This is a genomic window from Paraburkholderia phosphatilytica, assembly GCF_003443895.1.
In the GTDB taxonomy this organism is placed as follows: domain Bacteria; phylum Pseudomonadota; class Gammaproteobacteria; order Burkholderiales; family Burkholderiaceae; genus Paraburkholderia; species Paraburkholderia phosphatilytica.
The window spans coordinates 74,529-99,237 of sequence record NZ_QQOA01000019.1 but is presented as its reverse complement, the minus strand read 5'-3'; the positions used below and the strand labels follow the sequence as shown (position 1 = coordinate 99,237).

The window sequence follows — 24,709 nt, the reverse complement described above, 5'->3', positions numbered from 1 at the left end:
GGATGACCGCACCCGTCATTGAAACGCTATTGCGATTCGTACTCTTGTGGCTGCTGACGTCCATCCTCTGGACGGCGCACGCCGCAACGGGCACATCACCGGCATCGGCCGATGCATCGACCACAACGCAAGGGCAACCGTCGTTCGCGCTCTATTACGGCGACGATCCACCCGTCGAACAACTCTCCGCGTACGATGCGGCCGTCGTCGAACCCGACAGCCACTTCGACCCTCGCGCCCATCCGCTGCCGCACACCACGTGGTTCGCCTATGCGAGCGTCGGCGAAGTGCAGCCTTCGCGTCCGTACTATGCGGCGCTGCCGAAATCGTGGCTGGCCGGTACGAACGAATCGTGGGCGTCGCGCGTGGTCGACCAGAGCCAGCCCGACTGGCCCACGTTTTTCGTCGACCATGTGATCGCGCCGCTGTGGGCCCGCGGCTATCGCGGCTTCTTCCTCGACACGCTCGACTCGTACCAGCTCTTTGCCAAAACCGACGAAGCCCGCGCGCGCCAGCAGGCGGGGCTCGTCGCGGTGATCCGCGAGATCAAGGCGCGCTATCCGGACGCGAAGCTGATCTTTAACCGCGGCTTCGAGATCCTGCCGCAGGTGCACGACCTCGTGTACGCGGTCGCGTTCGAATCGCTGTATCACGGCTGGGACCAGGCGCAGCAGCGCTACACCGATGTGCCCGATGCCGATCGCGCGTGGCTGCTCAACCAGGCGCACATCGTCCAGAACCAGTACCACCTGCCGGTGATCTCGATCGACTACTGCGCGCCATCCGACGACGCATGCACGCGCGATACCGTCGAGAAGATCCGCGCGGACGGCATCGTGCCGTACGTGACCGACGGCACGCTGCAGACGATGGGCGTGGGGCTGGCGCAGCCGGTCGAGCGCCGCATTCTGGTCCTGCAGGATCCGCTGCCGCACACCGATCTGAACACGTCGCCGGGCGTGCGCTTTCTGGCGATGCCGCTCAATTACCTCGGCTACACGATCGACTTTCGCGATGCGCACGATCCATTGCCGCAAGGCGATCTGCGGCGCCGCTACGCGGGCATCGTGCTGTGGCTCAACAACGATGTCGCGCGCCCGAACGATTACCGCGCGTGGCTGCTCGCGCAGATCGACGCGCATCTCCCGATCGCGGTGTTCACGACCTTCGGCATCCAGATGGACCCGGTGCTCGCGCAGAAGCTCGATCTCGAGCCCGTTGCAGGCACACCGGCCAACAGCAAGCTCGAAGTGGAATCGTTCGACCCCAAACTGATGGGCTTCGAGATGAAGCCGCGTCCCGATCCGCACGACTACACGCCGGTTCGCGTCGGTGCGCATAGCCGTTCGCTGTTGCGCCTGCGCTCGGGCAACTTCGAGATCGATGGCGCGGCGATCACGCCATGGGGCGGCTACGCGATGCGTCCGTTCGGCGTGTTCGATCTCGGCGCGATCAACCAGTCGCGCTGGGTTCTGCAGCCGATCGAGTTCCTGCGTACCGCGCTGCGTCTGCCCACCGACGTGCCCGTGCCCGATACAACCACCGAAAACGGCCGGCGCCTCGCGATGTCGCATATCGACGGCGACGGGTTCGCGTCGCGGGTCGAGTTCCAGGACGGCGAGCATCCGAATACCGACGCCCAGCCCGAATACTCGGGCGACGTGCTGTACCGCGTGCTGCGCGACACCGGGATGCCAACCACGGTGTCGCTGATCGAAGGCGAAGTCAGCGACGACGGTCCGTTCCGCAAGTTCGCGCCGCATCTGCGCGACATCGGCCGCCGCATCTTCGAGCTGCCGAACGTTGAAGTGGCCACGCACACCTACACACACCCGCTGCAGTGGATGCGCGTGACCGGCCTCGGCAATCCCGACGAGAAGAACGCGACCACCGAAGGCGCGAGCCAGACCAACAACACGGGCCGGTCGATCGATATCCCCGGCTATCACTTCAGCATCGATCGGGAGATCGGCGGCTCGATCCAGTACATCGACACACGCATCGCGCCCGCGTCGAAGCCGGTGCGCATGGTGCTCTGGAGCGGCGACTGCCAGGTACCGGCGCCGGTGCTGAAGGCCGCGTATCAGGCGGGTGTGCTGAACATGAATGGCGGCGACACGCTGATCACGAAAAGCGACCCGACCTGGACCGCGATCGCGCCGCTCGGTGTGATGAAGGACGGCTACTACCAGGTGTTCGCGCCTAACCAGAACGAAGAGCTGTACACGGGGCTCTGGCACGGACCGTTCTATGGTTTCGACCGCCTGCTCGAAACCCTGCAGATGACCAACACGCCGATCCGCTTCAAGTCGATCGACGTCTACTACCACATGTTCAGCGGCACTAAATATGCGTCCGTCGCGGCGCTTAAGGAAGTGCTGAACGCGGTACTGAAGCAGCCGGTGACGCCGGTGTTCACTTCAGAATACGCGCGCATCGTGCTCGATTCGCTCGACACCAGCATTGCGCGCCACGACAACGCGTGGGTGGTGCGCAACGCGGGCTATCTGCGTACGGTGCGGCTGCCGGTGGGCAAGGTGCCCGACATGGCGAACGCGCAGGGCGTGGCGGGCTATCTGCCGGGGCCGGGCGGCACCTACGTGCATCTGGCGGACAGCGAGGCGCGCTTCACCGTGATCGATGCGTCGCGCGCGCCGCGGGTGCCGTATCTGGCCGAAGCGAATGGCAGGCTCGATCATTTCGAGCGCGCCGGCCGCGGCTTTTCGTTCGACCTGCGGGCGCATGTCGCGCCGCAATTCAGGCTGGCCAACGCGGGCGCATGCCGCGTGAGCCAGCGTTCCCTTCCTGGCTCTGCGGATAGCGTGCATGTCGACGTCGCGTGCGGCTCCTGAACGGCAGCGGCTGTTTTCGCCGGCCGTGATCGCCATCCTCGGCGCGCTCGTCGCGCTGATGCTGGCGCTCGCATTTCCGCGCGAGAAACTGGAGGAGCGGCTGCTCGGCGGCGCGAACGTCGACAGCCTGACCATTGCGTATCTGGAAGCGTGGCTGCGCGTCGATCCCGACAATGCCGACGTGCTGTCCGAGCTCACGCGCGAATATCTGAAAGGGCAGCGCATCGCGGACGCGGAGCGCATCCTCGCGAGGCTCGCGCGTTCGCACGATCCCGGCACGCGGCAGATGTCGCTGGCCATCCGGCTCTCGATCGCGCAACGCCGGTTGTACGGGCTGAAGCAGGACGATCCGCTGCGGCCCGCGCGCATTGTGGACGTCGACGCGTTGCTGCACGAAGCCGCCGGCTATAGCTGGAACGTCGACCAGCTGAAGGCGCTCGCGCAACAGGCGCGCGGCCTGAACGACGGCGCGCTGGCCAGCCAGTTCTATACGCAGCTGATCGACGCGGACCCGCTGCATGCAAACGACTGGCGAATCGAAGAAGCGAAGGTATCGCTCGGCAGCGGCCACTATCGCGAAGCCGCGGATGCGTACTTTGCCGCGCAGGTGAACGCGCCGACGCTCGGCGAGCGGCGCACGCTGTTCCTCGCTGCGTTGCACGCGCTGCAGGGCGGCAACCTGCTGCAGCAGGCGCTCGATGCCGCGAACCAGCACATTGGCGATCTTGCAGACGATCCGGAGACGCTGCGCTATCTCGCGAATCTCGCGATCGCGGCGGGGCGGCCGGATGTCGCGGAGGGCTATGTGAAGCGGCTGCTCAAGATGTCGATGCGCCGTCCGCACGATGAAGGCCCGCGCTTCGACTACGCAGTGTGGCATCCATCGCGCCATCGCGAAGGCGCGGATACGTTCGCACAGCCAATGCGCATTCCATCGCGTGGCGTTGGCGGTGCGCGCTGGATACGCGTGGCCGCAGCGTTAGACCGCACCGCTTCGGATGCTCGCGCAAACGTTAGCGCGGGAGCGGCGGCGAGTACATCGGCGAATGCGACGACGAATGCGGCGGCGAATGCGACGACCACTGCCACAACAGCCGCAAAGCCCGAAGACCCACTTTCGCCCGCAACGAGCGACGAAGACCTCGCGTATCGCGTGTTTCTCGCGAACGGTGACGTCGCCAGTGCGCAGCGCGTCGCACAACGGGCGCTTGATAAGGCGCCCGGTTCGATGCTGTGGCTGGCGCGGCTCGCGCAGGTATCCGAATGGAACCATCAGCCCGACGTCGCGCTGCGCAGCTGGCTGCAGATCGCGCAAACGCGTGGCGATGAACAGGCGTGGCAGCAGGTTGCGCGTCTCGCGCCGGGACTCGACGACGTGCATGCGCTGCTCGTGGTCACGATGCATCAATCCGCGCTCGATCCGGACAACCTGAAGCTCGTCGACCGCGTCGTCGATGCGTATGAACGTCTGGCCGATCCCGACGGCGGGCTGCGTTTTCTGGAGGCGCGCGAAGATGGCCGCATGCGCCGGCCGATACTCGAACGCTACGCGGCGCTCGCCGAGCGCAAAGGCGACGACGATCTCGCGCTGCGCACCTGGCAGACGCTCGAACATGAGTACGGTCCGAATGTCGCCTACGCGTACAAGATCGCGACGATGCTCTACGCGCGCACCCGCTTCGACGCCGCGCTGGCCGCGATGCACGACGCGCAGAAGGTGGCGGGCAAGGACGACGCCGACTACTGGCGCTTCCTCGCGTTGCTCGCGTCGATCGACCAGAACCGGCAGGCGGCGAACCAGGGCTACCAGGGGCTGATGCGAAGCGGCCAGACGACGCCCGACGACTACGACATGATGGTCGGCTACTACAGCGATTCGCCGCTGGACGCAGGGCGCCTCGCGGAACTCTCGTACCGGCGCACCGGCCAGGTGCGGATGCTGCAGCAGGCGGTCTACAACTATCAGCGCGCACACGCGTGGGGAAGACTCGCCGCGCTGCTCGATTCGCTTACGCCAAACCAGCTAGTTGCCGCGGAAAAGTCGCCGGCCTTTCTGCTGGCGCGCTCGGAGTACGAACATCAACGCGGCGAACTGGCCGCCGCGACCGCCGACATCCGCCGCGCGGTGACGCTCGCGCCGGACAACGGCGACGTGCGCGCCGCCTACGTGTGGGACCTCGTCGATCGCGGCAGCGACGTCGATCTGCGCCGCGCGTTGAACCGCTACGCAAGCGCTGCCGAAACGGATCCGGCACTGTCCGCGCCCTACGGCGCCGCGTACCTGCGTCTCGGCGAGGGCCGCGCGGCGCTGCACTACCTGCATCAGCAGGCCGCCACGTCGAAACACGATCCGCTGTGGCGGCTGACCTGGGCCGATGCGCTCGACCTGAACGGCCGCGCGGACGAAGCGTGGCGCCTGCGCCGCCAGGTGTGGACCGAACTCGCCGAGCGCCGTCGCGATCCGCACGCGGCAGCGTTGCCCGACGCGGAGCAGGACGATCTGCGCGGCCGGATGGTCGGGCTGACGCAGCTGTTTGCCACGGGGGACACGTCGCGCGCGGTGCTGATCGAGATGCTCCGCGAAGACCGCGCTGCGAGCCGAACCACGAAGCTCGGGAACGACACGTCGCAGCTCGGCGAGATGAGCGAGTTCGACAAGCTGCCGCCCGCGAAGCAGCAGGCGCTGCGCAACCAGCAGGCAACCTATTCCGCGATCGCTCGCGAAGCCGCGATCTCGTGGGCGCAGAACGAGAACGAAAGCGATCTGGAGCGGCTGTGGCTCGAGAAGCAGTACGTCGATCGCAGCACGCGCCCGGTGTATGCGCAAGCGCAGCTCGCGATCAACGATGGCGACGTCGTCACGCTCACGCGCCTGCTCGACAGCGTGCCCGACCTGATTCCGCGCGAGAACAAGGTGGATGCCGAAGCGCTGACTGGCCGCTACGCGGATGCGCAGACCGACGCGTTCGATGCCGCGTCGCGCCTGCCGGATAACCAGACGATCCAGCCGCTCTTGAAGGAGCAGTTGCTGCGCAACGCGCAGTCGGTGGCGGCGGCGCAGCGCTACGTCGACCAGGGGCCGCTGCGTTTCAACGAACAATCGGTGACGGCGGGCATGCGTCTCGGCGATACGCAGTCGCTGCAGCTGCGTCTGATGCAGCGCGAGCAGTCGTCGGACGGCACGACGCTGCCGACGGTGCCGAAGAACGACCGGCTGGCGGAAGGGGTGTACACCCATGAAGGGCAGAACGACGAGGAGCACGTGACGCTCGGCCAGCGCGACGCGCTCGATTCGTTTACCGAAGCGAAGCTCGAAGGCACGCTCAACGTTACGCCGTCGCTCACGTTCGCCTATGCGCTCGGCTATCACCAGCTCGCCACCGAAACGACGCAGCTGCAGGTGGGCGGCACGAAGGACTTCGCATCGGCGGGCCTCACGTGGCGCTTCGACCCGCACTGGTTCACGGGCGGACGCTACGAATACGCGCGCTTTCACGGGCAGGACTGTGGCTATCTCGGCAGCGGCCAGCTGTTCGAGCTGAACGGCGGCTACAAGCTGCGCGTCGATTATCCGGACTACACGGTGCGCGCGGTCGTCGCACATGGCCAGTACAGCGCGGACGGCACGCCGGGCACGCAGCTTCGGCAACTGCTGCCGGTCGGCACGGCGTTCGACGCGCAGTCGTTCATGCCGCAGACCTTCACTCAGGCGGGCCTCCTGTTTTCGTTTGGCGATGACCTGACCGAGAGCTACAGCAAGGCATGGCGGCCAATGTTCTCGGCGGGCCCGATACGCGACTCGCGCGCGGGATGGTCGGGCGCGGTGATGCTCGGCGTCGCGGGCAGCGTGTTCGGCGATGACCAGATGCTCGTGTACGGCCTGTATCAGGGCGTATCGGCGACGAACTCATCATCGGTGAAGGAAATTGGTGTGCGGTACCGCTATCTGTATTGAACCAGCACGACGAATGGAGAACGAGATGGAACAGACACACATCGAAGCGCGGCCCCGCACCTGCATACGCACGCGCAGCTCGGCACGCGCGGCCGGCTGGATGACCGCGGCGGCGCTGGTGCTGGCAGGGACGTTGAGCGGCTGCGCGGTCGTCGATCGCAGCAGCGCGCCGCAGCTCTCGAAAACCGATACGTGGGCGCTGCTGCCGCTCGCGAACAACACGGAGACGCCGCAGGCGGGCCAGCGCGCCGCGTCGATCGCGCAGAGCCTGATGACGTCGTATGGCTACACGAACCTCGCGCGCTATCCGGCGTCGAGCGACGACGAGACGCTGTTCGACCCCGCGAAGCCCGACCAGCAGCAGGCGGCGCTCACGTGGGCGCGCCAGCAGAACGCGCACTACGCGCTGACCGGCGCGGTCAACGAGTGGCGCTACAAGGTGGGCGTGGACGGCGAGCCGGCAGTCGGCATCACGTTCGACGTGATCGACGTGCAAAGCGGCAAGGTGATCTGGAGCGGCACGGGCAGTCGCACCGGCTGGAGCCGCGATGCGGTGTCGGGCGTCGCGCAGAAGCTCGAACGCGAACTGCTGTCGCAGCTCGCGCATTGACGCGGCGAGCCGATGCGCGCAGCCTTTCCTTTACGCGAACCGGTCAGGGCAGAGCATGAACACACGCGTTCCTGATGACGTGCCAGCCCGCTCGAGACTGCGACGACGCCAGCAACAGAGCGTCGGCGCCGGCTCGCGCTGGGCGCAATGGATCGCGCCGTCGCGCGGGGTGATGCGGCGGCGCATCGTGGCGCTCGTCGAGACGATCGTCGCGACGGTCGGCGAGATCGCGATCTGTGCGCTGTTCGCGCCGCACAATCCGCTGCTGATGCATACCGGCTTCGTGTGGACCTGGATCGTGCCGGTGGTGATCGCGCTGCGTTACGGCAGCATCATCGGCGGCTGCTCCGGGCTGATCCTGCTCGCTGCCTGGTATGTGTTCTATCCCGGCGGCGACGTGGCCGTGACCCACTTCGGTTCGATCGCTAGCACGCTGGAGCAGCGCGGCGCGCGCGTGTTTCCGGTCGGCTTCTTCTTCGGCGGCTTCGCGCTCACGCTGCTATGTGGGCAGTTCGGCGACATCTGGACCACGCGGCTGCGGCAGGCGCGCGTCGCGAACGACTACCTCGCGGAACGGCTGTCGATCCTCACGCGCAACCAGTTCATGCTGCGCCTGTCGCACGAACGGCTCGAACAGGACCTGATGAGCCGTCCGGCCACCTTGCGCGATTCGCTCGTACGGCTGCGGCAACTCGCGTTCCTGCAGGACGCGACGCCCGCGCAGCAGGGCGACGTCACGTTGCGCGGCGCGCAGGCGTTTCTTGAAACCGCCGCGCAGGCGTGCCAGTTCGATGGCGCGCGCATCTATGCATGGCGCGGCGGCAACGCGTTAAGCGAGCCGGCCGCGAGCATCGGCCAGCCGTTCGAGCTCGATGTCGAAGACCCGCTGGTGCTCGAAGCGCTCGAATCGCGCACGCTGGTGCACGTCGGTTCGGCCACGCAACAGCAGGCCGCGCGGTCGGCATACGTGGTGTGTGTGCCGCTCGTCGATGCGCTGAAGGAGCCGATCGGTCTGCTCGTCGTGCACAGCATGCCGTTCCTCGCGCTCAACAACGACAACCTGCAGTTCCTGCTCGTGCTGTGCCACTTCTATTCGGACGGCGTGCGGCATGCTGCGGTCACGCGCGAAATCGTGCAGGCGTTGCCGTCGTGCCCGTACGAGTTCGCGCTCGACTACGCGCGGCTCGTGCGATTGACGCGCGATTCGGGCGTGGCGTCGTCGCTTGTCGCGCTGGTGTTCGACAATGACGAGCGCAGCCAGACGTGGTTCCAGAACCTGCTGCGCACGCGCCGCGCGCTCGACGCGCAATGGGCGATCCGCGACGACCAGCATCTCGCGATGCTCACGCTGATGCCGCTGTCGGGCGAAGGCGCGGTGGACGGCTATCTGCTGCGGATCGAGGAGAGCATGCGCGCGCAATACGGCGTCGATTTCGAGTCGGCGCACGTCGCCGTGCATGCGATATCGGTGCCGCCCGATGCGGCGCTCGATGCGTTGCGTCGTCTGCTGGAGCGCTGCGATGTCCGCCTCTGAAACCGCGCGCGAACCGCTGGCATCGCCGCCTCCGCCTCTGCCTCCGCCAGATAGCGGCAGCAATGGCCAGCGCCGCGCCCGCTTCTGGCTCGGCGTGATCGCGAACATCGTCGGCGTGACGCTGCAGATCGGCGTCGCGGTGCTCGCCGCGCGCAGCATCGTGGACCCATCCGCCGATGTACTGGCCGGCTTGCCGTCCGAGGTCGTTGCGCTGCCCGCTGCACAGACGCACAGCAACACCGGCTTGCTGCTGCTGTGCCTCGCGATCAACGCGCTTGCTGCCGTGGTGCTCGCGCTCGGCACCGGCTGGGTGTTGCCTGCGCGCTACCGTCAGCCGAAGCGCTCGGTGTTCGCATACCTGTGGGTGCTGTATTTTGCGGTGCCGTTTGGCGGACTGCTGTGCACGCTGGGTTCGCTCGCGGTTGCGGCATCGTTGCGACATCGCGACCGCAATCTGCCGATCGAGCGCGTCGAGGAACCCGAGTTTTCGTCGAGCCTGATGGGCACCGTGTCGTACGGCCGCGGCGCGCGGCTGAAAGCGGAACTGCAGAACGCGGATGCGTCCACGTCGTTTCGGATGACCGCGCTGCTCGCGATGCAGTCGATGCCGGTGCGTACCGTCTCGCCGCTGCTGCAAAGCATGCTCGCCGATCCGCTGGACGACATTCGCCTGCTCGCGTATGGCATTCTCGACAGCCGCGAGAAGCTGCTGACGCAGCGCATTCTCGCCGAGCGCGCGAAGCTCGACGGCAAGAATCAGCGGTCCGCCACGGGTGTCGCACGGCGCCGCGCGAACAAGGCGCTCGCCGAGCTGTACAGCGAGCTGATCTACGAGAACCTCGTGACGGGCGACGTGTACCGCAACGCCGCCGATCAGGCGGATGCGTACGCGAGCGCGGCACTGGCCGACGGGCCGGACGACGCATCGCTCTGGCGACTGCGCGGCCGTCTCGCGCTCGACCGGCGCGATCTCGATGCGGCGGAGACGCTGCTGCAGCGGGCGATCGATCAAGGTTTTCCGCGCGAACGGATGCTGCCGTATCTCGCCGAGGCCGCGTATCTGCGCCGCCAGTACGCGCGAGTGCGCGAACTGCTCGCGGAGATCGGCCAGCACGGCACGCTTCCGACGATGCGGCCGGTGCTCGAATTCTGGCATCCGCGCGCCACGCCCGCGCCAGCGCCGCGCCCAGTATTCAAACCTCAGCCGCGCCCGCGCGGCGCGTGATTCACGATACGCCATGCGATGAGCACATCCGCCAACAAGACGACCAGCGCGAAGACCAACGCGGCGACCAGCGCTGGCTATCCGAACGACCTGCCGCGCGCGCAATCGGCCGACATCGGGCTGTTGCTGGAAGGCACATTTCCATACGTGAGCGGCGGCGTGTCGAGCTGGGTCAACCAGGTGATCCGCGCGTTTCCGGAGTACACGTTCGCGCTGTGCTTTCTCGGCAGCCGGCCGCAGGACTATCCGAAGCAGTCGTACCCGCTGCCGGACAACGTCGTGCATCTCGAAAACCACTACCTGTACGACTTCCCGCCGCCGCCGATGGTGCAGCGACAGCAGGGCGACGCGCACGCGTTCGGGCGCTCCGCCGAACTGCACGAGCATCTGCGTAACCCGGCGATGCGCAACGCCGCGGGACGCATGCTGAAGGACATGCTCGCCGATCTGCGGCCAGGCGGCGCGCTCGGCGAAGACGCGTTTCTCTATTCGAAGGAAGCGTGGGCCTATCTCACGGACCAGTACCGGCAGTTCTGTACGGACCCATCGTTCGTCGATTACTTCTGGACCGTGCGGATCATGCACAAGCCGCTATGGCAGCTTGCGCAGATCGCCGAGGGGTTGCCGGACGTGCGCGTATTCCATACGGTATCGACGGGTTATGCGGGCTTTCTCGGCGCGCTCGCACGTTATCGTCACGGGCGGCCGCTGCTCGTATCCGAACACGGGATCTACACGAAGGAACGCAAGATCGATCTGTTCCAGAGCCAGTGGATTCGCGACAACCGCACGATCTTCGAGCGCGACGTCGCGCAGATCGGCTACTTTCGCGACCTGTGGGTGCGCTTCTTCGAAACGCTCGGGCGCGTGTGCTACGACGCGGCGCACGACATCATCGCGCTGTACGAAGGCAACCGGCGCCGGCAGATCATCGATGGCGCGCCCGATGCAAAGACCGCGAGCATTCCGAACGGCGTGAACCTCACACGGCTCGCGCCGCTGCGCGCGCAACGCGCGCCGGGCGTACCGAAGACACTGTGCCTGATCGGGCGCGTCGTGCCGATCAAGGACATCAAGACCTTCGTGCGTGCGATGCTGACCGTGGTGCGCGAAATGCCCGATGCCGAAGCGTGGATCGCGGGTCCGGAGGATGAAGACCCGTCGTATGCGTCGGAGTGCCGCGCGCTCGTCGAGAGTCTCGGCCTGCAGGACAAGGTGAAGTTTCTCGGCTTCCAGAAGATCGACGAACTGCTGCCGAAATGCGGCGTGCTGGTGCTGAGCTCGATCTCCGAGGCGTTACCACTCGTCGTGCTCGAAGGGTTCGCGGCCGGCGTGCCGTCGGTCACCACCGACGTCGGTTCGTGCCGGCAGCTGATCTACGGACTCGAAGGCGACGATGCGGCGCTCGGCGCGGCCGGCCGCGTCGTGCAGATCGCCGATCCGCGCGCGCTTGCGGACGCCGCGCTCGATCTCTTCGCGGAAGCGAACTGGCATGCGGCGCAACGGGCGGGCATCGCGCGCGTGGAGCGTTACTACACGCAGGAGCAGATGATCGGCTCGTATCGCACGCTGTATCAGCGCCTGACCGCGCTGCCCGATCTCGCCGACGCGGAAGACACGGCGGCGCATGCACATGCTCATGATCCAGCTCACGCGGCGCATGGCCGCGAGGAGGCCTGAATGGCCGGCATCGGTTTCGAACTGCGCAAGATGCTCCGGCGCGACACGCTGCTGGGGATGATGCAGGCATACACGTACGCGGGGCTGATCAGTTCCGGCCCGTGGATCCTGTCGATCGTCGGCATTCTGATGATCGGCGTGCTGAGCCTGCCGTTCGTGCTGCCCACCTCGCTAATCACGCAGTTCCAGGTGTCGGTCACGTATCTGATTTCGGTGTCGCTCGTGCTGACGGGGCCATTGCAGCTCGCGTACACGCGCTTCACGTCGGACCGTCTGTTCGAGAAGCGCGACGATCTCGTGCTGCCGAACTTCCACGCGGTCGCGTTCGTCGTGACGGTCGCCGCCACAGTGCTCGGCGTTCTCGCCGTGTGGCTGCTGTTTCCGCAGCAGACGGCGGGCTACCGGCTGCTGATGCTCGCGGGCTTTGTGATCGTCGCGAACATCTGGATCGCGACGATCTTCCTGTCGGGCATGAAGCAGTACATGTCGATCATCGTCGTGTTCCTGATCGGCTATGCGCTGACCACTGGCGCCGCGCTCACGCTGAACCGCTTCCGCCTGAACGGCCTGATGAGCGGCTTCGTGCTCGGGCAGACGGTGCTGCTCGCGGGGCTCCTCACGCTGATCTACCGCGACTACCGTAGCGACCATTTCATCTCGTTCGAGGTGTTCCAGAAGCGCTACCGCTATCCGTCGCTGATGTGGACGGGCTTCCTGTACAACCTCGGCATCTGGATCGACAAGTTCATGTTCTGGTACGCACCCGGTACCGGGCAGCCGGTGATCGGGCCACTGCATGCGTCGATCATCTACGACATCCCGGTGTTTCTCGCGTACCTCGCGATCATCCCGGGCATGGCGGTGTTCCTGCTGCGCATCGAGACCGATTTCGTCGAATACTACGACGCGTTCTACGACGCCGTGCGCGAAGGGGCGTCGTTGCAGCACATCGAGCGGATGCGCAACGCGATGGTCGAGGCGCTGCGCATCGGGCTGTGGGAAATCATCAAGGTGCAGACCATTGCCGCGATGCTGCTGTTCGCCGCGGGCGCGGTGGTGCTCGCATGGCTGCGTATTTCCGCGCTGTATCTGCCCCTGCTGTATGTCGACGTGATCGCCGCCAGCCTGCAGGTGGTGTTCATGGGCGTGATCAACGTGTTCTTCTATCTTGACCGGCGGCCTATCGTCACGGGGCTCGTCGGCGGCTTCGTGGTGTTGAACGTGATCCTGACCAGCGTCACGCTCGCGCTAAATCCGGCGTGGTATGGCTACGGGTTCGCAGGTTCGCTGCTCGTCGTCGTGCTGGCGAGTCTCTATCTGCTCGATCGCAAGCTCGACGTGCTCGAGTATGAGACGTTCATGCTGCAGTGACTCGGCGCATCGTCGTTACGGCCGCGCCTGCGTTCGCCGGATCAGGCGATGCCATGCGAACTTGAGTCCACGGCGCAGTTCGCCGTTCAGCACGCGCCCCGTCACGGTCGTGACGATGCCCCACAGCAGGGCGGCCGGACGAGGCAGCCGCATGATCGGCGCCACCCAGAGGTGAAACAGCGGGCGACGAGCGAACCTCGCGTGGAAACGTTCGTACATATCGTGCAGGCTGCCGCGCTCGGCAATGCGCCGGCGCAGCAGATAGAACGGATGGTGCGACAGCAGCATCCGCGTTTCGAAGTCGCGGATATCGTCCTGGGTCAGTCCTTTTCCGCGGAAGCTGTCGAGAATGCCGCCCAGACGTTCGACGAAGATATCCGGCGCACCATAGCCTCCGGAATTATTGCGCTTGCAGGCCAGCATGTATTCGGTCACGTACGCGTTTTTGTTCGCGAGAATCGCGGCACGCATGGCGAGATGAACCTGCACCAGATTGCAGCCGCAAAACTGGCGCGCGTCGACGTCGGCCTGGATGCGCCGGTTGATCACGATGGCCGAAATGAACGTGATGAGCGGGCCGACCGCGCGCAGGAATCGTCCCGCCTCCGTGTATTCGCGCATCGCGCCGGCGCGGCCTGGATATTCCGCATCGGGGTCGTTGTCGTAACCGAATGGACGCAGGCACAGCACGCCGTAGTTGTCCGCTTCGAGCAGCGCGACGACGCGCGCGAGCGTGCCGCGTACGTACAGGTCGTCGTCACCCATGATCTGCACGTAGTCGCCGCGCGCTTCGTTGAAGCACTGCGCGATATTCGCATCGGAGCCCAGGTTCTCTTCGTTGCGGATGTAGCGAACGGGCAGCCCCGCTTCCACCGCGCGCGCGACGACCTCGGTCGTCTCATCCGTCGAATGGTTGTCTGACACGAGAATGTCGACCTTGCCCGCTGGCAGCGACGGCATCTCGTCCCGCAGCCTGTCGAGATTCATGCGCAGATACCGCGCGCGATCCAACGTAGGAATTGCGATCGTCAGCTTCGGCGAAGTCGCTGCGTTCATGCCGTGGTTCTCCATGTCATGTTGCAGCGACGCCAGATGACGATGGCCGCCGGCAGGTTCAGCGCGCAGTTCAAGGTGACCAGCACGGCGACGAGACCGGCGGACGAATAGTGCAGCGATGCATAGAAGGCGGCCGGCACCGTGATCGAGGTGCCCACCACCGTGAGCCAGACGAACGGTTCGCGGCGAAAGCTGCGCAGATGCAGCGCGAGGCCGCCGGTGAACTGGCTGGCGAACGCGAACACGAAGAGCCCGAGCAGTTGCGGCCACGGCAGCAGGCGACGCATGACCGGCAGCGGCGCCATGAGCCACGCCAGAACGAGGATGGCGGTCGCGCCCGCTGCAAATACGCCCAGGGTGACGCCGAAATCGCGCGAGAACAGACGGTCCAGATGTCGCCAGTCGCGCGTGGCCGCGGCGTTTGCCATGCCGGGCACGTGGCGTAGCAGCCAGGACTGCGCCACGAGTCCCAGCATGTTGACGATCGCGAGCGACAGGCCCAGTTGCCCCGCGACCACCGGACCCTGGGTATGGAACAGGATCGGGATGTTGATCTGCGTGAGCAGGTAGCCGCACAGCCAGTTGACGCCCAGCCGCCATTGCAGCGGCCAGACTTCGCGCCGCCACCGATACGTCTCGTCGGGTGCGCCGCATGCGATCGCGACGAGCGGCCGATGACGTTGCGCGAGCCACAGGAGCGGCACGCACAGCGCCATCGCGGGCATCGTCGTGACGGCCCACAGGCCGCCGCCGGCGGCAAGCGTCGACCAGCACGCGACCGAGCCGAGCACCGCGAGCGTGAGCCGCACCGAATACACCTGCGCGATCTGCCCGCTACCTTCCAGTACCGCGAGAAACGGCAGCACGACGAGGCCGCCCGCGGTGAATACACAGAGCACGAGCCAGCACGACGTCCATGCGAAGCCGGCCGGGGCCTTCGCGCCGAAGAACAGCCAGCCTCCAGGCAACAGCAGGAGCAGGAACGCGATCGCCGCGATTGCATACCAGCGCACCGACTTGCGCAGCAGCGACCGGAAGTGGGTCTGGCGCGCCCCCTCGAGCCGGTTGCCGGCGGTCCAGCGCAGCCCGACGAATGAGTGAGCGGCGACCTGCAGCAGCACGGTGGAAAGCCCGAGATCGAACAGCGTATAGAGCGACGCGACGCTCGCGAAGCTGTAGTACCAGCCCTGCAGTTCCGGCGTCAGGAAGCGCACCGCGAGCACCGTCGTGACGAGGCCCGCGCCTGCCTGCCAGACGCGCAGCGCGAGGATCGACGCAAGCTCGGGCCGCAAGCGCCGGCCGGGCAGCGAGACGGTTTCCTGCGCGCTCATGCGTGCTCAGAACAGTTTCGCGGCAAGGTCATAGTCGCTCGGGCGGCCCACGTCCAGCCAGTGCTCGAAGATCGGAAAGCACGATACGCGTACGCCGCGGCGGATCTGCTCGTGCGCGACGTCGGTCATATGGTAGGCGCCGTTCCTCGGCAGCGTCGCGAACACGCGCGGCGACAGGAAGTAGATGCCGCTGTTGATCAGAAAGCTGAACTTCGGCTTCTCGTCGATATGCACGACCTGCGAATCCGTGGTGCTGACGACGCCGAACGGCACCTGGAAGCTGTATTGCGTCGCGGCGATGGTCAGCGCCGATTCGCTGCGCAGATGGTACGCGAGGAACATGCTGATATCGAGGTTGGTCAGGATGTCGCCATTGAAGACGAGCGTCGTGTCGTCGCGGCAGGGCAGGAGCGATAGCGCGCCGCCGGTGCCGAGCGGCTCGTCTTCGTGCAGATAGTCGATCGGGATACCGAAGCGTTCGCCGTTGCCGAAGTGATCGACGATCTTCTCGGGCAGGTAGTGCGTCGAGATGAAGATGCGGCTTGCGCCATAGCTGACCAGCTTCTCGATGCTGATTTCCAGCATCGGACGTCCATTCACATGCAGCATCGGCTTCGGTGTATCTTCGGTGAGCGGCCGCAGCCGCGTGCCGAAACCGCCTGCCATCACGACCGCCGTGAAGGGCCGGTTCACATAGGCGGGCGAAGAATTCATGCTCTCGTGATCGACGATGTCGACCGGCGCGCCGAAGCTGTCGACGAGAATCAGCTGGCGCAGCGAATAGCGGCGAAACAGCGCGATCCGTTCGGCGTGCGTCGAGCCGATGTGCGCCGTAACCGGCAGCGGCCGCGAGGTCTTTTTCTTGACCTCGTGAATGTCGCGCGCGGTGGCGTCGAGCCGTTTGCCTTCGAGAAAGGCGCGCCGCACGTCGCCGTCGGTGACAATGTTGACGAAGCGTCCCGCGCCGTCGTAAATCAGTGCGCATCCCAGCGATCCGCTCGCCTGGATGCGGCTGACGACCTCTGACATGCTGTCGTCGAGCGATATCTTCAACCGGTCGATGCGGCTCTCACGCGCGTCGCTGAGGCTGCCGTACGTGGGTCGGGTTCGAAGCAATGACGGGTTGATCAATGATGGATTCATGATTGCAAGTGCTCCCAGTGCCGGTGTCCCGGATTCGAGTTGCTACCGAAGGTCGTGAAAGGTTTTGCAGCGCAAGCCGGCCAGATCCCGCGATACGAGTTCGCGGACGATCCGCTCGGTCGTGCCCGGCCTGTCGTACGGATTGGCCGCGCGCGCGGTGAGCTGTCGAAACTCGGGGGAGAGCGCGCGGCCGATCGCCTCGGCGATGTCGGCCGCGTCTTCGCCGCATGAGATGACGCTCTCGCCGCGTGTGCGTCCCGCCTGGCGAGGGCCGATGTCCACGCTCGGCACGCCGAGCGACGGAACCTCGATGATCGCGCTCGACGAATTGCCGGCCACCGCCGCGGCGTGCCGCGCGGCCGACAGATACAGCTGCGTTCCGAGCGACATGAAGAAGCAGTAGCGCCCGCTTCGACGCGCCGCGTGTTCGGCCAGCAGCCGGTTGATCGCGAGCCCGCCCGCGTCCGCGTTCGCGCCGGTCATCACGACGGCGTAATCCGGAAAGCGGTCCAGCGCATCGAGCAGGCCGCTCAACTGCGCATCGGGCGCGCGGTTCGATAGCGTGGCGGGATGAAATGTCACCAGCAGATACGGGCGACGAGGTTCGAGATCGAGTCGGCGCGCGGTGTCCGCTTCGTCATACAGGTCCAGCGTGCGGATGTTTTCGACGCCCAGCGCGCCGACCGCGAACACGCGATCCGGCCCTTCGCCGAGCTGGATGATGCGGGTTCGATACGCTTCGGTGCTCGTGAAGTGCAGATGGCTCAGCTTCGTGATCGCATGCCGGAACGAGTCGTCGATCGCACCATACGTGAGTTCGCCGCCTTGCAGGTGGGCTATCGGAATCCCGCACACGGTTGCGGCGGCGGCCGCGGCAAACGCTTCGTAGCGGTCGCCTAGCAGCACCAGCAGGTCCGGCGCGATCCGCTGGAACGTGTCGCCATAGCGGATCATGCCGAGTCCCATCGCGGTGTGCACGCCCGCTTCCGTCGCGCTGTCCATCAGCACCTCGACGCGTTCGTCGATCCGGATGCCGTCGCTCGCGATCTCCCGCCACGTCGCTCCGTGCGCGCCGGCCAGATGCGAACCGCTGACGAGCAGCCTGACCGTCACGTCCGGCGCGGCCTCGAGCGCGCGGATCAGCGGCCGCAACAGACCGTACTCAGCGCGGGTACCGGTGAAGACGCAAATCGTGCGCATAGCGTGAATCCTGTGTCGGGTAGTCGTGATGGCCTCACCAGGTTTTCGCACCGAACGTCCAGGTGCCGTAGGCCGGTCGCATCGGATCGATCAGTGCCGGATGCGCCTGCTTCGCATACGCGAAATCCGGCGGGTCCGCAAACACGAGCTTGAAATCGACGCCATCGGACATGTACAGCCAGGTCGGATCGCCGGCGGGATGCGGGGCCATCGACGCCATGCGCGCAAGATAGCCGGGGAACAGCCCCGGAATGTCGCCGCGCACGATAGGCGGCCCGATGCGCTCCGTAGGCAGCAGCGTGTGGGTGGGCACACCGTTCGCGGGCGCCACCGACGTAGCGGGATACTGGCCATGGTCGCGTTTGTACGCAGCCAGCGCGTTCGCGATGTCGAACGCCTCGGCGACGCGTGCGTCCGCTTCCACGTGTTCGTACGCCATGCTGATATCGATGTAATCGCCGAGCTGCCGCTGCCACGGCACGCCGCGCAGGTAGGCGCCGACCACTGCAAGCACGCGCGGTTCGGTGAGCGGGATGATGCCGTTGCGGACCGTGATGATCGCGTGCGGTCTGTCGAACTGGTAGTCGCCGAAGTTGAAGCGCTTGCGCAACGCTTCGTTCGCGACGATTTCGACTTTCGGCGGCCAGGTGGCGTACTCGTCGACCGCGACGCCGAGCCGTTCGCGCGTGCGATAGACGGCGACCAGATTGCCCGTGTATTCGTAGTTCCACACCTTGCGGTCGCCGATGCGATACGCGGCGTCGTCGAATACGAAGGTGCGGACGTCCGCGAGCGGCGCTTCGTGCGTGCGGATGAACGCCATGATCGCGCTCTGACGGATCCAGTCGCGCCACAGGTCGAGCCCGGTGACAATGCCGCTGCCTATGGACGCGCCGATCACGTAGCCGAGCAGCAGATCGCGTCCGAAGCCGCGCAGCAGGGCGACTTTCGCGAACGCCAGATCGAGGAGGTTCGCGAACGAGATCAGCACCAGCGCGAGCCCGGCAAGCGCCGGCAGCACGTTGCGGCTTTCGTAGAAGTTCGGCAGTTCCGGCGCCTTGCCGACGATCAGGTACGGATAGGTGGCCGCGGCGAACAGCACCCAGCCGAGCGCGGCCTGGGCGAGCGCGGCGCGCAGCGTGGTGCGGCGTTGCCGCCGCGGCGCGATGCGCAGCAGCAGGAAGCAGAGCACACCGCAGGCCGCCAGCATCAGATGAGGAACGCCGCGCGACGAGATCGCGAAATAGTCGCGCAGCACCGGCCGGATCGCGCGGAACGAGTCGACGAGCGACGAGATCAGGATGCGCCGGTCGATGTCGTTGTAGTCGCCGTATAGCGTCGATTTGACGCTCGTGAGCCGCTTCACCAGCGCGAACACGAACGGTAGCGCGAGCAGCGCCGCGTTGTGCGCGGCGAACCGGCGAAGCGGCGCGCGCGCTTCGCGCACAATCGCGCGCAGTGCCGCCGGTACGTCGCGACGATGCGCGTACAGATTTCGCCAATCCGGCAACCACGCGCGCGCATCGATCTGTTTGCCCACATCGCGCGCCGCCAGCAGCACGAGCACCGCGACGAACAGCACGATCAGCGAGTTGAGATAGAACGAAAAGAAGAAGAACGGCAGGCTCGCCAGCAGGTGTCCGCGCCGGCCGGGCGAAGCCAGCAGCAGCGCGCATCCGGTCCAGAAGGACGCGATATACACGTTGTACATCGCGACGCTCGTGAGGAAGCGGATCGACGCAACGTGCGTCGCGGCGTAGATCAGGAACAGCTGGATTGCATCGTCGCGGGACACCACGCGCTGCCGGTGCAGCACGTACGCGGCGACCGCACCGGCGACGACCCACGCGACGAGCGCGGTTGCGCGCATCGTCAGCGATGGATCGGCGGTCGCGTTGATCGCGTTGGTCAGATAGCCGCCCCAGAAGATGCCCAGCTCCTTGCCGATGCGGATGCTCTGCGCGGGTGGCTGGAAACGCCACACCCAGTCGTCCCAGAAGTAGCCCGGATTACACGCGATCAGCGCGGTGCCGCCGAAGATCGCGATCAACGCGATAGGCGTCCATCGCATCCACGTCACGAGCGACCACAGCCGCGCGGGCGTGCGCCGCGGGTCGCGCTCGCGTTGCGGCGCGACGGCGTCCGCGTTCGCGCGCGGCGGTGTCAGCGTCGAGACGTCGTCGCGATCACTCATGGCTCACCATGCGCACCAGCCACCGTCGACGACGATGTTCTGGCCGGTGACGTAGCTCGACAGATCGCTTGCGAGGAACAGCGCGACGCCCTTGAAGTCCTCTTCCGTCGCCATGCGGCGCAGCGGCGTGCGCTGCGTATAGCGCTCGACGAACGCGGCAGGTTGGTCGCGCCACACGCCGCCCGGGCTCATCGCATTCACGCGCACGTCGGGCGCGAGTGTCGTCGCGAGCCAGTTCGTCAGTTGCGTCAGCGCGCCCTTGCTTGCGCCGTAGGCGGCTGGATTGCCCATTGTCGTGCCCTCGTAGAGCCGCCAGTCCGGACCCACGACGCCGTACAGCGACGACACGTTGATCACCGCGCCTTTGCCGGAGCGCCTAAGCCACGGCAGCGCCTGCTGCACGAGTTCGAATGCCGCGGTGACGTTGACCTCGAACGCCGCGCGCCACGCTGCGCTCAGCTGCTGTTCGAACGGCACGGCCCAGCCTTCGAGCTGCGTGGTGCCGACGAACGCCGCGCAGTTCACGAGCACGTCGAGGCCGCCGTACTGTCCGGCAACGCGGCCGGGCAGCGCGCGCACGCTCGCTTCGTCCGCGAGTTCGACGTCGAATGTGGCAACCGTCGCGGACGCCGACCGGCGTAGCTGCGCCGCGCTTCGTTCGAGTTCGGGCAGCGTGCGGTCCGCGAGCGCGATCGTCGCGCCGGCCTCGGCCAGCGCCTCGGCAATCGCCGAGCCGATATGCCCGGCTCCGCCCGTGATCAACGCGGTCCTTCCCGACAGAGACATCAGTTCCGATATGGCGCGCATCGTTTCGTGTCGATCCATCCTGGTGGTCGTTACAGGCGCGGCAGGTCCACCCAGCGCCGTTCTGCCGCGGCTGCTTCCGCGGCTGCAATGAAGCGGACGACTTCGCATCCTTCGTCGAAGCTGCACAGCGACGACGCGTCGCGGTCGAACCACGCCTGCAGTTGCGCGCGATACGTTGCGTCGCGATCGTCGCCGCAATGCGTGATCTCGCCGTTGAGCGTCAACGTGCCGTTGACCAGATCGATACTCGCGCTCAGATCGCGTGCATTGATCGCGATCGTGCGCGTCGGCGTGCGGTCGAGATAGTTGAGCGAGATCGTCACCGCGGGGCAGCGCTCGTGTCGCGACAGCATCGAATAGACGTCCTCGCTGTCGATTTCGAGTCCGCTCAGATGTCCACCGACAGCGGCAACCGAAAGCGGGCGCCCGCACAGCCAGATTGCGAGATCGATTTCGTGCGACAGGTCGCGCAGCACGCCGCCGCCCTCTTCGCGGCGCGCGGAGTACGACGCGCGGTAGTCCACATGCGGCCGCCATTGCGGCAGGTATTGCCCCGCATAGAAGCAGGCACTGTAGAGCGGGCGCTGCGCGAGCGCGTCGCGCAACGTCTGGACGTGCGGATGAAAGCGCAGGTTGTACGCGACCGACGTATGAAACGCCCGCGCGAGCGGCATGTCGTCGCTCGCGCGGAAAAGCGGCTTTTCCACGAGCGTATGTCCGCCGAAGCCGGCCCGATCCAGTTCGCGCAGGGTGTCGGCGTGGCGGCCGGTGGCGTTGGCGATCACGACATACCGCGGGTCGCACGCGGCGATCGCATCGGCCACGCTCGCGAAACGCGCCGCGACCGGGAAGGGCGCGTCGGCACGCTTCGTCACGCACGCGACGTCCGCACCGAGTGCGGCCGCGAGCCTGCTGTGGCGCGCGCCGATCGATCCGTAGCCGATGACGAGAAGCCGTGTGCTCATGTCAGATCGGCTCATCGGTGGCATAGGCGCGCGTTGCGAGCGTGCCGACTACACGATCCCATTGCGCCGGCGAAATGCCCGAACCTGGCCGGCGCACGGTCAGGTTGTCAGGCGACAACGCTTCGCCTTGTTCGATCGGCCGGCTCGCGACGATCGACTTGCGTGCGACTACGCGATTCGGCAGCTCGGAAGCCGACGGGCGCTTGCGGCCATCGCCGAGCGCAGACGTGATGCGTCGTACGGCGTCGACCATGCGCTTGAGCTCGTGCGGTTCGATGCTCGCGCGATGGTCGGGACCCGGCATCGCGCGATCCAGCGTGACGTGCTTTTCGATCACCCGCGCGCCGAGCGCCGCCGCGGCGACCGGTATGTCGATGCCCTCGGTGTGATCCGAATAGCCGGTCGATGCACGTGGAAATGCGGTGCGCAGCGTCAGCATCGCGCGCAGGTTGACCTCTTCGACCGGTGCCGGATATTCGGTCGTGCAGTGCAGTAGCGTGACGCGTTCGAGCGATGTGCCTGATGCTTCCAGCGCTTCAAGCGCGTCTTCCACTTCGCCGAGCGTGGCCATGCCGGTGGAGAGAATGATGGGCAGCCCCATCGCGCCCAGCTGGCGCAGGAACGGAATGTCGGTGAGATCGCCCGACGAGACCTTCAATGCCTGCATGCCGATGCTGGCGAGGAAGATGGCGGATTCGATGTCGAACGGCGTGGACAGGAACGCGATACCTTGCTCGTCACAATAAGCGGCCAGTTCGCGAAACGCCGACGCGGGCAGTTCGAGACGCTTCAGCATGTCGAACTGCGATTCGCTCGCGCCGCTCGTTTGCTTCTGATAGTCCGCTTTCGGCGCGTGACGGGTGACGAGCTTTTCGGTCTTGAAGGTCTGGAACTTCACGAAATCGGCGCGCGCTTTCGCAGCGGCATCCACGAGGCGGCAGGCCAGCTCGAACGAACCGTTGTGATTGACGCCGGCTTCCGCGATGATCGCGCAGGTAGGGTTCACGTCGTGGGTCCTCCGATGAACAGCGTGCGGTCGGGCAGCGGCTTGACGACACGCGCGCCCATCGCGACGACGCAGTCGGCGCCCACCGCGATGCCTTCGCGGCACACGGCGCCGCTGCCGATCAGGCTGCGGTCGCCGACCGTCGCGCCGCCGTTGACGACCGCGGCGGTCGCCACGTGACAATGACTGCCAATCGTGGCGTCGTGCTCGATCAACGCGCGCGTGTTGACGATCGTGTTCGCGCCAACGCGTGCCGCGGGCCCAATGTGCGCCGTATGCATGACGACCGTGCCTTCGCCGAGCGTTGCCGAGCGCGATACGTGGGCACGCGGCGACACGAGCACCGGCAGCGTGAATCCGGCCGCTTTCAGCGCGTGAAAGAGGCGCATCCTCGGCTCCGGCGACTTGATCTGTCCGCAGGTGACGAGCGCGAACTCGCAGTGCGCGCGCAATGCCGCGAGGTCTTCGTCGCAGCCGATCACCTCGTAGCCCATCACATTCCGGACCGGACTGTCGTGACGCTCGACGATGCCCGCGACGCGCCACGCCGCGGTCGCTTCGAGCACGTCGATGACGGACCTGCAATGACCGCCGCCGCCGATCAGCAGAATGTCCTTCATGTCGGCTCCATCGCGCGCACGCCGCTCGGAATGTTGATCAGACGCCGGCTGACGTCGTGGGTGACCGTGAGCGGACCGCACGGGCTTTGCGCGAACATTGGCAGCGAATGCAGCGGCTCCCACACCGGACGCGTCATCACGCCGGCGTCGTTGGTGATATCGAGGCAGGCGTCGCGCTCGGCCTCGTCGTCGAGCAGCAGCGCGCACAGCCAGTAGTTCGCGCGCGTGTCCGGCGGCTCGACGAGGAAGCGGATGCCGGCCGAGTCGAACGCGCTGCAATAGCGTTGCGCCAGTGCACGCTTGAACGCAAGGAACGCGTCAAGCTGTTCGAGCTGCGCGCAGCCGAGCGCGGCGTTCAGATTGGGCAGCCGGAAGTTGTAGCCGATCGCGTTATGCTCGAAGCGCCAGCGGTGCGGAATCTTGGCGGTCGTCGTCAGGTGCTTCGCGCGCTTTGCGATCAACGCGTCATGGGTCAAGATCGCGCCGCCGCCGCCCGTCGTGCAGACCTTGTTGCCGTTGAAGCTCAGCGTGCCCAACAGTCCCGCCGTGCCGCAATGCCGCGCGCCGCGCCAGCTGCCGAGTGCTTCGGCGGCGTCTTCGACGAGCGCGACGCGCCACTGCGCGCAGAGTCGCGCGATCTCGTCGATACGGCACGGAAAGCCGAACGCATGCATCGGCACGCAGGCGGCCACGCGCCGCCCTGAAGCGCGATGCCGGACGCCGCCTGCCACGCGTTCGCAGTCGCACTCGAAAAAATCGCGCAGCGCGTCGGGCGACATGCCGAGCGTTGTCATCTCGACGTCGACGAATGCGGGCGTAGCGGAGGCATGCGCGATCGCGTTTGCCGTGGCGACGAAACTGAGCGACTGCGTGATCACGAGATCGCCGGGCTCGACGCCGGCGAGCAGCAGCGCCATCTGCAGCGCCGTCGTGCCGTTCGTCGTTGCGATCACATGCGCGGCTCCGGTGATCTCCACGAGCATGCGTTCGAACTGGTCAACATACGCGCCGACCGACGACACGAAGGTCGACTCGATCGTCGCCTGAACATAGGCGAGCTCGTTGCCGGCGAAGATCGGCGCGTGCAGTGGCAGCGGCCCATCCGCGCCGCCATATGCGTCGCGAACAATCCGGATGATGTCGTGTGCGCGCGTCATCGC

Annotated in this window: 17 protein-coding genes; 7 read left to right on the top strand and 10 right to left on the bottom strand. The window is 66.3% G+C overall.

Annotation, left to right across the window (positions count from 1 at the left end):
• Nucleotides 1-2 precede the first annotated feature (2 nt).
• From DVS29_RS20765 to pelG, 7 genes are all read left to right on the top strand, one after another.
• Nucleotides 3-2,852 (top strand): bifunctional glycoside hydrolase/polysaccharide deacetylase family protein, encoded by a 2,850-nt coding sequence (locus tag DVS29_RS20765; RefSeq protein WP_118182363.1) that lies wholly within the window; start codon nucleotides 3-5, stop codon nucleotides 2,850-2,852.
• Nucleotides 2,827-6,807, top strand: a complete 3,981-nt coding sequence (locus tag DVS29_RS20760) for a tetratricopeptide repeat protein (protein WP_118182362.1) — start codon at nucleotides 2,827-2,829, stop codon at nucleotides 6,805-6,807. The genes DVS29_RS20765 and DVS29_RS20760 overlap by 26 nt, the downstream gene beginning before the upstream one ends.
• Nucleotides 6,808-6,907: 100 nt before the next feature.
• The gene (locus DVS29_RS20755) at nucleotides 6,908-7,417 is read left to right on the top strand and encodes a DUF2786 domain-containing protein (RefSeq protein ID WP_118182413.1); all 510 of its coding nucleotides are present in this window, start codon (nucleotides 6,908-6,910) and stop codon (nucleotides 7,415-7,417) included.
• Between the two features lie 55 nt (nucleotides 7,418-7,472).
• On the top strand, nucleotides 7,473-8,951 hold the full coding sequence (locus tag DVS29_RS20750; protein ID WP_118182361.1) for a PelD GGDEF domain-containing protein: 1,479 nt from the start codon (nucleotides 7,473-7,475) through the stop codon (nucleotides 8,949-8,951).
• Nucleotides 8,938-10,176 carry a tetratricopeptide repeat protein gene (locus DVS29_RS20745; RefSeq protein ID WP_240655711.1) on the top strand — a complete coding sequence of 413 codons (1,239 nt, stop codon included), beginning with the start codon at nucleotides 8,938-8,940 and terminating at the stop codon, nucleotides 10,174-10,176. The genes DVS29_RS20750 and DVS29_RS20745 overlap by 14 nt, the downstream gene beginning before the upstream one ends.
• Nucleotides 10,177-10,194: 18 nt before the next feature.
• Nucleotides 10,195-11,856: a GT4 family glycosyltransferase PelF gene (gene pelF, locus DVS29_RS20740; protein WP_118182360.1), complete on the top strand. Its 1,662-nt coding sequence runs from the start codon at nucleotides 10,195-10,197 to the stop codon at nucleotides 11,854-11,856.
• A complete protein-coding gene (pelG, locus tag DVS29_RS20735; protein ID WP_118182359.1) occupies nucleotides 11,857-13,227 on the top strand; it encodes an exopolysaccharide Pel transporter PelG in 1,371 nt (456 codons plus the stop codon).
• 15 nt (nucleotides 13,228-13,242) lie between these two features.
• Here the strand turns inward: pelG and DVS29_RS37375 are convergent, their stop codons facing one another.
• Genes DVS29_RS37375 through DVS29_RS20690 form a run of 10 tightly spaced genes read right to left on the bottom strand, consistent with a single transcriptional unit; the run spans nucleotide 13,243 to nucleotide 24,706 of the window.
• Complete coding sequence (locus DVS29_RS37375; RefSeq protein WP_164707958.1) at nucleotides 13,243-14,283, bottom strand: glycosyltransferase family 2 protein; 1,041 nt, start codon at nucleotides 14,281-14,283, stop codon at nucleotides 13,243-13,245.
• Nucleotides 14,280-15,614, bottom strand: a complete 1,335-nt coding sequence (locus tag DVS29_RS37370) for a polysaccharide biosynthesis protein (protein WP_164707957.1) — start codon at nucleotides 15,612-15,614, stop codon at nucleotides 14,280-14,282. The genes DVS29_RS37375 and DVS29_RS37370 overlap by 4 nt, the downstream gene beginning before the upstream one ends.
• A 6-nt stretch (nucleotides 15,615-15,620) precedes the next feature.
• On the bottom strand, nucleotides 15,621-16,757 hold the full coding sequence (locus DVS29_RS20725; protein WP_118182358.1) for a nucleotidyltransferase family protein: 1,137 nt from the start codon (nucleotides 16,755-16,757) through the stop codon (nucleotides 15,621-15,623).
• A 42-nt stretch (nucleotides 16,758-16,799) separates the two neighbouring features.
• The gene (neuC, locus tag DVS29_RS20720) at nucleotides 16,800-17,957 is read right to left on the bottom strand and encodes a UDP-N-acetylglucosamine 2-epimerase (RefSeq protein ID WP_205962488.1); all 1,158 of its coding nucleotides are present in this window, start codon (nucleotides 17,955-17,957) and stop codon (nucleotides 16,800-16,802) included.
• Nucleotides 17,958-17,991: 34 nt separating this feature from the next.
• Entirely contained in the window at nucleotides 17,992-20,151 is a 2,160-nt protein-coding gene (locus DVS29_RS20715; RefSeq protein ID WP_118182357.1) for a hypothetical protein, read from the bottom strand.
• A 3-nt stretch (nucleotides 20,152-20,154) separates the two neighbouring features.
• Entirely contained in the window at nucleotides 20,155-20,976 is an 822-nt protein-coding gene (locus DVS29_RS20710; protein ID WP_205962487.1) for an SDR family oxidoreductase, read from the bottom strand.
• Between the two features lie 11 nt (nucleotides 20,977-20,987).
• Complete coding sequence (locus DVS29_RS20705) at nucleotides 20,988-21,923, bottom strand: Gfo/Idh/MocA family protein (RefSeq protein WP_118182356.1); 936 nt, start codon at nucleotides 21,921-21,923, stop codon at nucleotides 20,988-20,990.
• A gap of 1 nt (nucleotide 21,924) precedes the next feature.
• On the bottom strand, nucleotides 21,925-22,929 hold the full coding sequence (neuB, locus tag DVS29_RS20700; protein ID WP_240655710.1) for an N-acetylneuraminate synthase: 1,005 nt from the start codon (nucleotides 22,927-22,929) through the stop codon (nucleotides 21,925-21,927).
• Entirely contained in the window at nucleotides 22,926-23,549 is a 624-nt protein-coding gene (locus tag DVS29_RS20695) for an acetyltransferase (protein ID WP_118182355.1), read from the bottom strand. Before DVS29_RS20695 ends, neuB begins: the two co-directional genes overlap by 4 nt.
• Nucleotides 23,546-24,706, bottom strand: a complete 1,161-nt coding sequence (locus tag DVS29_RS20690; RefSeq protein ID WP_118182354.1) for a LegC family aminotransferase — start codon at nucleotides 24,704-24,706, stop codon at nucleotides 23,546-23,548. Before DVS29_RS20690 ends, DVS29_RS20695 begins: the two co-directional genes overlap by 4 nt.
• Nucleotides 24,707-24,709: the final 3 nt, after the last annotated feature.

Coding starts and splice junctions, on each gene's coding strand:
- DVS29_RS20765 (WP_118182363.1), top strand. CDS start 3: ATGACCGCACCCGTCATTGAAACGCTATTGCGATTCGTACTCTTGTGG.
- DVS29_RS20760 (WP_118182362.1), top strand. CDS start 2,827: ATGTCGACGTCGCGTGCGGCTCCTGAACGGCAGCGGCTGTTTTCGCCG.
- DVS29_RS20755 (WP_118182413.1), top strand. CDS start 6,908: ATGACCGCGGCGGCGCTGGTGCTGGCAGGGACGTTGAGCGGCTGCGCG.
- DVS29_RS20750 (WP_118182361.1), top strand. CDS start 7,473: ATGAACACACGCGTTCCTGATGACGTGCCAGCCCGCTCGAGACTGCGA.
- DVS29_RS20745 (WP_240655711.1), top strand. CDS start 8,938: ATGTCCGCCTCTGAAACCGCGCGCGAACCGCTGGCATCGCCGCCTCCG.
- pelF (WP_118182360.1), top strand. CDS start 10,195: ATGAGCACATCCGCCAACAAGACGACCAGCGCGAAGACCAACGCGGCG.
- pelG (WP_118182359.1), top strand. CDS start 11,857: ATGGCCGGCATCGGTTTCGAACTGCGCAAGATGCTCCGGCGCGACACG.
- DVS29_RS37375 (WP_164707958.1), bottom strand. CDS start 14,283: ATGAACGCAGCGACTTCGCCGAAGCTGACGATCGCAATTCCTACGTTG.
- DVS29_RS37370 (WP_164707957.1), bottom strand. CDS start 15,614: ATGAGCGCGCAGGAAACCGTCTCGCTGCCCGGCCGGCGCTTGCGGCCC.
- DVS29_RS20725 (WP_118182358.1), bottom strand. CDS start 16,757: ATGAATCCATCATTGATCAACCCGTCATTGCTTCGAACCCGACCCACG.
- neuC (WP_205962488.1), bottom strand. CDS start 17,957: ATGCGCACGATTTGCGTCTTCACCGGTACCCGCGCTGAGTACGGTCTG.
- DVS29_RS20715 (WP_118182357.1), bottom strand. CDS start 20,151: ATGAGTGATCGCGACGACGTCTCGACGCTGACACCGCCGCGCGCGAAC.
- DVS29_RS20710 (WP_205962487.1), bottom strand. CDS start 20,976: ATGGATCGACACGAAACGATGCGCGCCATATCGGAACTGATGTCTCTG.
- DVS29_RS20705 (WP_118182356.1), bottom strand. CDS start 21,923: ATGAGCACACGGCTTCTCGTCATCGGCTACGGATCGATCGGCGCGCGC.
- DVS29_RS20695 (WP_118182355.1), bottom strand. CDS start 23,549: ATGAAGGACATTCTGCTGATCGGCGGCGGCGGTCATTGCAGGTCCGTC.
- DVS29_RS20690 (WP_118182354.1), bottom strand. CDS start 24,706: ATGACGCGCGCACACGACATCATCCGGATTGTTCGCGACGCATATGGC.